The sequence below is a fragment of the Bacillus sp. FSL H8-0516 genome (assembly GCF_038635285.1).
GTDB lineage: Bacteria > Bacillota > Bacilli > Bacillales > Bacillaceae > Bacillus > Bacillus safensis.
Genome location: NZ_CP152051.1, coordinates 3,713,254 through 3,724,142 on the forward strand (window position 1 = coordinate 3,713,254; position 10,889 = coordinate 3,724,142).

Annotated in this window: 11 protein-coding genes; 1 reads left to right on the forward strand and 10 read right to left on the reverse strand. The window is 39.2% G+C overall.

Annotated features, from left to right (window positions below):
- Positions 1–17 precede the first annotated feature (17 nt).
- A complete protein-coding gene (yyaC, locus tag MHB67_RS18805) occupies positions 18–644 on the forward strand; it encodes a spore protease YyaC (RefSeq protein WP_024424063.1) in 627 nt (208 codons plus the stop codon).
- Between the two features lie 25 nt (positions 645–669).
- Here the strand turns inward: yyaC and MHB67_RS18810 are convergent, their stop codons facing one another.
- The 10 genes from MHB67_RS18810 to rpmH all read right to left on the reverse strand — a co-directional run bounded on the left by MHB67_RS18810 (position 670) and on the right by rpmH (position 10,269).
- A complete protein-coding gene (locus tag MHB67_RS18810) occupies positions 670–1,524 on the reverse strand; it encodes a ParB/RepB/Spo0J family partition protein (RefSeq protein ID WP_024424064.1) in 855 nt (284 codons plus the stop codon).
- Entirely contained in the window at positions 1,517–2,278 is a 762-nt protein-coding gene (gene soj, locus MHB67_RS18815) for a sporulation initiation inhibitor protein Soj (protein ID WP_008360890.1), read from the reverse strand. The genes MHB67_RS18810 and soj overlap by 8 nt, the downstream gene beginning before the upstream one ends.
- Positions 2,279–2,734: 456 nt before the next feature.
- On the reverse strand, positions 2,735–3,610 hold the full coding sequence (gene noc, locus MHB67_RS18820; RefSeq protein ID WP_024424067.1) for a nucleoid occlusion protein: 876 nt from the start codon (positions 3,608–3,610) through the stop codon (positions 2,735–2,737).
- Between the two features lie 105 nt (positions 3,611–3,715).
- Positions 3,716–4,435 carry a 16S rRNA (guanine(527)-N(7))-methyltransferase RsmG gene (rsmG, locus tag MHB67_RS18825; protein ID WP_024424068.1) on the reverse strand — a complete coding sequence of 240 codons (720 nt, stop codon included), beginning with the start codon at positions 4,433–4,435 and terminating at the stop codon, positions 3,716–3,718.
- A 13-nt stretch (positions 4,436–4,448) separates the two neighbouring features.
- Positions 4,449–6,335 carry a tRNA uridine-5-carboxymethylaminomethyl(34) synthesis enzyme MnmG gene (mnmG, locus tag MHB67_RS18830; RefSeq protein WP_073208217.1) on the reverse strand — a complete coding sequence of 629 codons (1,887 nt, stop codon included), beginning with the start codon at positions 6,333–6,335 and terminating at the stop codon, positions 4,449–4,451.
- Positions 6,336–6,352: 17 nt separating this feature from the next.
- Positions 6,353–7,732 carry a tRNA uridine-5-carboxymethylaminomethyl(34) synthesis GTPase MnmE gene (mnmE, locus tag MHB67_RS18835; RefSeq protein WP_044333175.1) on the reverse strand — a complete coding sequence of 460 codons (1,380 nt, stop codon included), beginning with the start codon at positions 7,730–7,732 and terminating at the stop codon, positions 6,353–6,355.
- 403 nt (positions 7,733–8,135) lie between these two features.
- Complete coding sequence (gene jag / locus MHB67_RS18840) at positions 8,136–8,759, reverse strand: RNA-binding cell elongation regulator Jag/EloR (protein WP_103132513.1); 624 nt, start codon at positions 8,757–8,759, stop codon at positions 8,136–8,138.
- A complete protein-coding gene (gene spoIIIJ / locus MHB67_RS18845; RefSeq protein WP_087976621.1) occupies positions 8,756–9,538 on the reverse strand; it encodes a YidC family membrane integrase SpoIIIJ in 783 nt (260 codons plus the stop codon). Before spoIIIJ ends, jag begins: the two co-directional genes overlap by 4 nt.
- A gap of 158 nt (positions 9,539–9,696) precedes the next feature.
- Positions 9,697–10,056, reverse strand: a complete 360-nt coding sequence (gene rnpA, locus MHB67_RS18850; protein ID WP_024427652.1) for a ribonuclease P protein component — start codon at positions 10,054–10,056, stop codon at positions 9,697–9,699.
- Positions 10,057–10,134: 78 nt separating this feature from the next.
- Positions 10,135–10,269: a 50S ribosomal protein L34 gene (gene rpmH, locus MHB67_RS18855; protein WP_073208224.1), complete on the reverse strand. Its 135-nt coding sequence runs from the start codon at positions 10,267–10,269 to the stop codon at positions 10,135–10,137.
- Between the last annotated feature and the right edge of the window lie 620 nt (positions 10,270–10,889).

The following is a 10,889-nucleotide window of genomic DNA, read 5'->3' on the forward strand; positions in this document are numbered from 1 at the left end:
ACAAGGAAGTGAGACCTATGAATAGCAAGAACGGTCTTTTTTTTAGAAATAGGGTAAAAGAATACGTGTCCCATACGGATACAAACGCCATTCAACAGCTTAAAAGTATTTTATTCTCGCATCTTCAGAAAGCAGGAAAAAGACCCGTTGCCATCGTCTGTATTGGAACAGACCGCTCAACTGGCGACTCTCTAGGTCCACTTGTTGGTACAAAGCTTTCAGGTCTGGATTTGAAAAAGCTTCATGTATATGGAACACTCTCTGACCCAGTGCATGCGGTCAATTTAAAAGAAAAACTCGCTGAAATTGAACAAGCTCATAAACACCCGTTTATTGTAGCGGTTGATGCCTGTTTAGGAAGAGTGAAAAGTGTCGGTTCCTTCCAAATTGGAGATGGTCCGTTAAAGCCTGGAGCTGGTGTCCAAAAGGAGCTGCCAGAGGTAGGAGATATTCATATTAATGGGATCGTCAATGTGAGTGGTTTCATGGAATACTTTGTCCTCCAAAACACACGTCTTCATCTTGTCATGTCTATGGCCAATACACTTTCTGAAAGTCTATCTCACATTGACCAAATGGATTGGACGAGAGAAAAAAGCCGGTCTCTCTTCACCCCTATTCAAAATATCACTGGGAGAATATAAAAAAGACCATCTCATATCAAGATGGTCACTCTGATGATTCCCTCGTAGAAAGCAATTCAAGAATTCTTTCTAAATCTTCATTCGAGAGGAATTCAATCTCAATTTTCCCTTTTTTCTTCTGTTTCTTGATCGTCACTGAAGTACCAAAGTAGTTTTGTAAGAAAGACTCTCTTTCTTTCAACACTCGATCCTTTGGTGCTTCTTTTTTCTTTGTTTCACGTGGAACATTTTCGTTTAACTGCTGAACAAGTTTCTCAACCTGTCGTACGTTTAACCCCTCATCCACGATTTTCTTTACCAAAGGCGCCAGCTTCTTTTTGTTCTTTAAGCTGAGCAATGTGCGGCCATGTCCCATTGATAACGTTCCATTTGCAATCAGCTTTTGGATGTCATCCGGTAAAGTCAACAGACGGAGATGGTTCGCAATATGCGGTCTGCTTTTCCCTAATCGCTTCGCTAATTCCTCTTGCGTCACACTTAGATGATCCAGCAAGGAAGCATATGCTTCCGCTTCCTCTAGTGGAGAGAGATCCTCACGCTGCAGGTTTTCTAAGAGGGCAATTTCTCTCATCAGTGTTTCTGAAAACTCTCGAACGATTGCAGGAATTGTTGTCAGACCAGCTTGTTGTGCTGCGCGGAAACGGCGTTCTCCTGCTACTATGTCATATCCTTTAATCGATTTACGAACAATGATCGGCTGTAAAACCCCGTGCTGCTGAATCGATTCTTTCAGATCAGACAATGCATCATCATCAAACGTTTTCCTTGGTTGATACGGATTCGGACGCAAATCCTTTAATTTGATTTCTTCAACCGTTTCTTCATTTGAGTCTACATTGTTAAATAGTGCATTAATACCCTTTCCAAGACCTTTAGCCATTCGCATCCACTTCCTTTGCTAAGTCTAAATAGACATCTGCACCTCTTGAACGTGGATCATACAAGATAATCGGCTTTCCATGACTAGGCGCTTCACTCAGCCTCACATTTCTCGGAATGACGGTTTGATAGACTTTATCTCTAAAGTACTTCTTCACTTCTTCGATTACCTGAATCCCAAGGTTTGTTCGGGCATCAAGCATTGTCAGCAAGACACCTTCAATGGCAAGATCGGTATTTAAATGTTTCTGCACGAGACGAACTGTGTTTAACAATTGGCTCAATCCTTCAAGCGCATAATATTCGCACTGAACTGGTATTAAAACGGAATCGGATGCAGTTAACGCATTAATCGTCAGCAGTCCAAGTGATGGCGGGCAGTCAATAATCATATAATCATAATTCTGCTTAACAGATTCAAGTGCTCTCTTCAGCCTCACTTCCCGTGAGATTGTAGGCACAAGCTCTATTTCAGCCCCTGCAAGCTGTATTGTCGCAGGAATGACATCAAGATTTTCGACCTCTGTCGTCTTAATCACATCAAGAACATCTGCATCATCAACTAAAATATCGTACACACACTTTTCTACGTCGGCCTTCTCAATCCCAATACCACTCGTGGCATTGCCCTGCGGATCAATATCAACCAGCAACACTCGTTTGCCTATGTATGCTAAACACGCACCCAAATTAACAGAAGTTGTCGTCTTCCCGACGCCGCCCTTCTGGTTGGTAATCGCTATGATTTTCCCCACGATGTCACCCACTTTCAACTTAACAAGTTTCTCATTCATTCATACTTTCTATTCTATCAAAAAAAGTATGAAACGTTTGCTTTTTTTGTTTCCCTATTATAAATTCGTCGGTGAATGTACCTTTTCGTACATAAAAGGACGAATGAAAACGCATCGGAAAAGTATATTGATATATCTTTTTGGATGCCTGAATTCAATTGTACGACATTTGCTCACAAGGCTAGGTTATTGTTTGTTCACAAGTCATAGTTCTTCGGATCAGCTTCAGCAATCATCAAGTGGATCGTTCCCTCTTGGTGCGAATGCTGTACAGTCACTTCTTTAGACATACCGCTTTGTTTCATCATGATTTTATCATTTCATTTGCAAAAGCAAACAGTAAATAACAAATGATAACAAAATGATAATAAAAAGGTTTACAAAAAAAGCTGACGAGTGGCGCTCATCAGCTTTTTTCTATTTAGGAATTCGAATCGTTAATTGGATATATTCCTCAAACTCTTCTTCCTCGGTATTTATTTTAAGTCCGCTGTCTTCTACCATGTGGAGAGACTGACGAATGGTATTCATCGCAATTCGTGTATCACGACTAAACGCCTTACGTTTTGGCTTCGGTTTGCGATCCGTTTTTTGTTCAAGCATCTTCACTACACGCTCTTCAGTCTGTTTCACATTCAACTGCTTTTCGATGATTTCCTGCAATAGCGCGATTTGTAATTCTGGAAGCTTTAGGGGCACAAGTGAACGTGCATGCCTTTCAGAGATTTTTTTCTCTAAAATGGCTTGTTGTACCTCTTCAGGCAACTTTAAAAGTCTTAATTTATTTGCAACAGTTGATTGTCCCTTGCCTAAACGCTGAGCAAGCGCCTCTTGTGTTAAATCATGAAGCTCTAAAAGACGTGCATAAGCATGAGCCTCTTCAATAGAAGACAGCTCTTCTCTTTGCAAATTTTCAATCAATGCCACAGATGCCGTTTCCGTATCAGTAAAATCTTTTATAATAGCGGGGATTTTCTCCCATTGAAGAGTCTGTACCGCCCTCCAACGTCTTTCGCCGGCGATCAGTTCATATTTTCCTTCTTCTTCTGTTGGTCTAACAACAATCGGTTGGATAATGCCATGGGTATGAATCGTCGTGGCCAGCTCTTGTATCTTTTCTTCTGAAAAAATGGTGCGTGGCTGAAAACGGTTTGGCATAATTGTGTCGACCGGGAGCTCCTGTATCTCTTCCTTTAATGTATCATGCTCAGCAATCTCTGCCTCTATTTCGGTTTCACGCTCAGGATGTTCTTTGTCTCCAAGCCCGAAGAAGCGTGAGAGTGAATGCTTCATGAACCTACACCACCTTTAAAAACTACCTTTTTATAATTCTATTTTCTCATGTTTTTTCCTTCTGTAAAATCATAAATATTGAAGAAAAACCGACCTTTTACATGATCAACCTTCTATTGGTGATTTATTAGGTGTTCCTGGTTTTCTAGGATATTTTTTTGGTGTTTGCTTTTTCTTTTCAATGACAATGATGTTCCGTTCGCTTTCTTCTAAAGGAAGAACAAAGGAATGCTTTTCAACAACCTCTCCTCCGAGAACTGTGACAGCTTTTTTCCCTGCTTGCATTTCTTCATCAGCGGCAGATGCTTTTAAAGCAACAAACAATCCTTCCTTTTTCACTAGAGGCAGACATAGTTCGCTCAAGACGGATAAACGTGCAACTGCTCTAGCAGTGACAAGATCATAGCTTTCACGCTTTTCCTTACGTTGTCCAAACGTTTCCGCACGATCATGATAAAAAGTAGTATCTTGTAAGTTTAATCCTTTTGCTAACTCATTGAGAAACGTAATTCGTTTCTGAAGAGAATCAACAATGGTCACATGTAGATGAGGGAAACAAATTTTAAGAGGAATGCTTGGAAAACCAGCACCAGCTCCAATATCGCAAATCGTCGTCACTTTGTGAAAATCAATAAAAAATGCTGCTGATATTGAATCATAAAAATGCTTTAAATACACTTCTTCCTTTTCAGTAATGGACGTTAAATTCATTTTCTCGTTCCATTCTACAAGCATGCGGAAGTAGGTTTCAAATTGTTCAAGCTGCACAGGAGAAAGAGTGATCCCTTTCTCCTCTAGTGCTGCTGTAAATTGTTCAATGTTCATGCCGACATCCTTTCTATTCTGCTATCTTCGCAATACGCCCCTGCTCTAAATATACTAAAAGGATAGAAATATCAGCAGGGTTAACGCCTGAAATACGAGAAGCCTGTGCAACAGAAAGCGGTCGGACTTCTTTCAGCTTTTGTTTCGCTTCAGTTGCAATCCCTTTGATGGCATCATAATCAATACGATCAGGAATCTTTTTGTTCTCCATCTTTTTCAGTTTTTCAACTTGCTGGAGTGACTTTTCAATATAACCTTCGTATTTAATTTGAATCTCTACCTGCTCACACACATCAGAAGGAAGCGGTGTTTCAGCAGGAGCTAATTTCACAACAGATTCATAATTCATTTCCGGGCGCTTCATTAAATCACTTGCACGAATGCCGTCCTTCAACTCACTTCCACCGAGTGAACGAATAAATTCTTGAGTCTCTGCTGTAGGTTTAATGATGGCAGAATATAAACGTTTTTTCTCTGCTTCAATGGCTTCTTTTTTCTGCTGGAATGCTTGGAATCTTTCTTCAGAAATTAATCCAATTTGATAGCCAAGTTCAGTTAATCTTAAATCAGCATTGTCATGACGTAGAAGTAGACGATACTCAGCACGTGATGTCAAGAGACGGTATGGTTCATTTGTTCCTTTTGTGACAAGGTCATCGATGAGGACACCGATATATGCATCAGATCGGCTTAAAATGACTTCTTCTTTACCTAATGCTTTTCTTCCTGCATTAATACCTGCCATAATCCCTTGACCTGCTGCTTCCTCATAACCAGACGTACCATTAATTTGGCCGGCTGTATATAATCCAGAAATTTTCTTCGTCTCAAGTGTAGGCCACAACTGAGTAGGCACAATCGCATCATACTCGATAGCATAACCCGCTCTCATCATTTGAACATTCTCGAGTCCTGGGATGGTTGAAAGCATGCGCTGCTGTACATCCTCCGGAAGACTTGTAGACAATCCTTGAACATAAACTTCCTGCGTATTACGACCTTCTGGCTCTAAGAAAATTTGATGTCTCGGTTTATCATTGAAACGAACCACTTTATCTTCAATGGACGGGCAGTATCTAGGGCCAGTTCCTTTAATCATACCTGAATACATTGGAGAACGGTGAAGATTCTCATCAATAATTTGATGAGTCTCTAAACTCGTGTATGTTAACCAGCATGGCAGCTGGTCAGTAATATATTCAACCGTTTCATAGGAGAATGCCCGCGGGACATCATCACCTGGTTGAATTTCTGTTTTACTATAGTCAATCGAGTGGCTATTCACTCGAGGAGGCGTTCCTGTTTTAAAGCGAACCAAATCGAATCCTAGTTCTGCTAAATGATCCGATAATTTAATGGAAGGCTGCTGGTTATTTGGACCACTTGAATACGATAAGTCTCCTAAAATGATGCGGCCTTTTAAGAAAGTCCCTGTCGTTAATACAACAGACTTTGCACGATAGTTCGCCCCTGTTTGAGTAACAACACCCTTACATTCATCATCTTCTACAATTAAATGATCTACCATACCTTGCAGCATTGTCAGGTTTGGTTCATTTTCCATTGTTTTTTTCATTTCATGCTGATATTGGAACTTATCTGCTTGCGCTCTTAACGCACGGACAGCAGGTCCTTTCCCCGTATTCAGCATGCGCATTTGAATATGCGTCTTATCTATATTTCGTGCCATTTCTCCGCCTAGAGCATCAATTTCTCTGACGACAATCCCTTTTGCGGGGCCGCCTACGGACGGATTACATGGCATAAAAGCAACCATATCGAGGTTGATAGTCAATACAAGTGTTTTGGCGCCCTGTCTTGCAGAAGCAAGAGCAGCCTCAACTCCAGCATGACCGGCACCCACGACGATTACGTCATAATTGCCAGCTTCATAACCCATTTCTTATGTTCCTCCCTTTACTTTCCTAAACAGAATTGAGAGAATAACTGATCAATCAAGCTTTCATGAACAGCATCCCCAATAATTTCACCCAGCTGTTCCCAGCAGCGTGTTAAATCTATTTGAACTATGTCGATCGGTACGTCCATTTCAATTCCTTCAAGAGCATCCTCAATGGATTGTTTTGCTGCCTGAAGAAGGGCAATATGCCTTGTGTTACTTACATACGTTAAATCTCCACTTTCAATTGATCCCGTGAAGAATAATGATTGAATCGCCATTTCGAGCTCATCAATCCCCTTTTCTTGTAATAATGATGTAGTAACCACCGGACGATCCTTCGCTAACTGCTTGACCTTTTCGATATCAAGCTTAGGCTCAAGATCTGTCTTATTCACGATCACGATGATATCCATGCCTGAGACGGCCTCAAATAGTTTGATATCCTCTTCTGACAATTCCTCGCTATAATTGAGCACAAGTAAAATCAGGTCAGCTTCTTTTAAGACCTGTCTAGATCGTTCAACCCCTATACGCTCAACAATGTCCTCCGTCTCACGTATACCCGCAGTATCGACTAAACGAAGCGGTACACCTCTAACATTTACATACTCCTCAATGACATCTCTCGTTGTGCCAGGAATATCCGTTACAATCGCTTTTGTTTCCTGTACAAGACTATTCAACAAGGAAGACTTCCCAACATTCGGTCTTCCAATAATGACAGTGGATAAGCCCTCGCGAAGTATTTTCCCCTGCTGAGAAGTCGTTAGCAGTGACTCAATTTCCTTTTTCACTGATGTTGCCTTTTCAACTAAAACTCGATGCGTCATTTCTTCAACATCGTCATACTCAGGATAGTCAATATTGACTTCAACATGAGCCAGAGTTTCCAATATCTCACCGCGAAGTCGTTTAATCAAACCGGAGAGTCGTCCCTCCATTTGAGTAATCGCTACATTCATCGCACGATCTGTCTTTGCACGAATCAAATCCATTACCGCTTCAGCCTGTGAAAGATCAATTCTTCCATTTAAGAAAGCTCGTTTTGTAAACTCACCTGGCTCCGCTAATCTTGCCCCTTCTCTTAAAGCAAGCTGCAGTACTTTATTGACCGTTACAATTCCGCCATGGCAGTTAATCTCAATAACGTCTTCTCTCGTAAATGTTTTTGGTGCTCTTAATACTGACACCATGACCTCTTCTATGACTTGCTCAGTGCTAGAGTCCACAATATGACCATAATGAATCGTATGTGAATCCACCGATACAAGTTTTTTCTCCTTGGGACCTTTATACATCCGATCAGCAATCTGTACCGCATCAGGCCCGCTTAAACGAATAATCGCAATTGCTCCTTCACCCATCGGTGTAGAAATTGCTGCAATTGTATCCATCACTCATTCACCTCTTTCTCTACACTTAATAAACAGTCTGTTATCTATTAAATGGACATTGTCCATCTCTATATCAAAAACGCTTAATCCAAAATTTAAAGATACCATAAATGAAAGCGAAGTGAAAGTATCCCATATCTAATTATCCACAGCTTTGCATCTTATCTATTTTAACACTTAACTTATCCACATGTGAATAACGACGTTTGAAACTTGTCTTCACATCTTACACCTAAATCCAATAAATTTAAACGCCCTGATCCCTATACTTACTTGTTAAATTGGCGTTTTGCACCCATATCACACACTCATTTTTTAGAAATAAAGGATAAATCCTCTATAAAAAGCAATTTTTCAATAAAAAAAGACTAAAATCCAGCTTTGCCGAATCTTAGTCTTTCTGCTATTTTTTATACAGCACCACAACATGACGTTTGCTGCCTGTATCTTCAGATGCCGTTGCAAGTTCTTTAGAGAATGCAGCAATCGCATCATGAACAATTTTTCGTTCATTCGAAGGCATTGGTTCTAAATGAACCTTTCTCTTCGTTTTTAAAACCCGATTTGCTGTTTTGACTGCATATTGTTCAAGTGCTTCTTGTCGTTTCTTCCTATAATCGCCAATATCAATTGTTATATGATGATACTGATCAGAATAACGATTAAACACTAGCTGTACCAACGTTTCTAAAGAGTACAGTGTTTGGCCTCTTTTTCCAATCATTAATGACGTTTTATCTCCATCAATGTGGTAAGAAATCTTTTTCGGTTCCTGTTTGGAAATAATCTTTGCTTTAGGATCAATAGACTTAACAATTTTATCTAAATACTGTGTAGCTAATTTAAATGCATTTATCTTTTCTACTAACTTGACCACAGCTTGTCTTTTACCAAATAATCCTAAAAACCCTTTATTTCCTTCATCTACTACTGTGATTTCTACTTCTTCTTGTAGTAGCTGAATTTGTTTAAGTCCGGAATCTACTGCTTCTTCGATTGTACGACCGACAGCAGTTATTTCCTTCATTTTTTATTCCCGCCAGCTTTTTCTTTTGTATCAACTTTTACTTGAGGTGTTTTAATCACCAATGTTTGAATGATCATGAAAATGTTACCTACAACCCAGTACAATGAAAGTGCTGCTGGGAAACTAATTGCAAACACAACGATCATAATCGGCATCACCCATAGCATGATAGCCATTTGAGGGTTGTCCGAAGGATTTCCAGCCATCATCAGCTTTTGCTGAATGAAAGTAGCTACACCCGCAATAATCGGTAATAGGAACAATGGATCTGGGCTGCCTAAGTCAAACCATAAGAATGTATGCTTTTTAATTTCTGCTGTTCTCATAATTGCATGATAGAAACCAATAAGGATTGGCATTTGAATTAAAATTGGGAAACAGCCTGCTAATGGATTGACGCCATTTTTTTGAAAAAGAGCCATTGTTTCCTGCTGAAGCTGCTGCTGTGTTTTTTGATCTTTAGAGCTATATTTTTCACGCAGCTTTTTCAATTCAGGCTGTAATGCTTGCATCGCTTTTGTACTTCTTAACTGTTTAATCATTAATGGTAAAATAAGCAAGCGAATTAATAGTGTCACAATAATAATCGCTACACCATAGTTTTCACCAGTTAAGTTTGCCATGTACGTGATTAATTGAGATAGCGGGTAAACAATATAAGAATTCCAGAATCCCTTACTATCTGATGTAATTGGTTCATTGATCTGTGTACATCCTGCCAATAAAACCAATACGCCAATCAAGCTAAATATTAGTAATAATCGCCTTTTCAACAAGATTCCTCCCATTACTTCAAACTTTATTTAAGTTGGAATTGATTAAGAAAGTGACTCACCTAATCAGTATGGTAACATTTTTTCTTTGCAAAGTGGTGGTTTCATTTTAATTCACTAGATGAAGGAAGCGCTTTTAAAAATTGATTCAACGAAAGTTTCTATTACGAAGACTTTTTCGGTTGTTGTTGATAAACAGCGGATTTTCTAAATAAATGTTGGAGAGACTTCTTTGTTTCTTCAAAGGTCAATTCACTCGCTGGTTTTCGTGCAATGACAATGTAGTCTTTTTCTTGCTTTAACTTATGGCCTTCCTCTAAAAACACCTGACGGATCAGACGTTTTATTCGGTTTCTAATCACTGCATTACCAATCTTCTTACTGACAGACAATCCTAGACGCAGTTCAACTTGATTTGGCTGATCCAGCTGGTAAATAACGAATTGGCGATTTGCCATTGATTGACCTTTTTTGAACACCTTTTGAAACTCTTCATTTTTTTTTAGCCTGTTTCGCTTCTTCATGTTTTCTTCCACTCCGATAAAAACTGACAGTTCATTTACGATTTTATGTAAAAAAGACCACTGACATTATTCAGTGGCCTAAGCTGATAATTTTTTTCTACCTTTGCTGCGGCGTCGCTTTAAAACTAGACGTCCGTTTTTAGTACTCATACGGCTGCGGAAGCCATGAACTTTACTACGCTTACGGTTATTTGGTTGAAACGTTCTTTTCATTTATGACACCTCCCTGAGGAATAGCTGTTTAAGACAGTCTAACTCATTATATTTGTGTAACCCATCGATTGTCAATATCAATGATAAAACTCTTATTATCAACCTTATAAGCATAACATAAGTTATCAAACGAAGAAACCTTCTTTTTTAGTTTCCAGCATTTTATTCTTTTTTTCCTCCTAAAAGACCTTCAAAACAAGAATGTGGATATTTTTCCGGCATATTTAGACTATCCACACCCATTATCGACATTTTTTTCACACAAATAACCGATGTGGATAATTATTTTTCAACAGGATGTAAAGTGTGTGGATAAGTTTGTGACACCCATTGCACCATCTTGTTTATTTTGATATTATATTTGTGTTTTAACTCTTAATTACTTATCTGGCCCATTTATATTATCCACAATTTGTGGATAACCTGTGGAAAGTTATTACACAGCCTGTTGAATTGTTTATCCACAGCTTGTGTAATTTGTCGAAAAGACGTTTTTCTACTATATTAATTGTTTTCAACAATGTATGTGCACGAATGGTGATGACCATTTGCTCTTTTTCGTGTTCTATAACAGTTTGATACTGGTCATTTTAAAAAGAAAAGGAGGGGGGAGAAGCCTT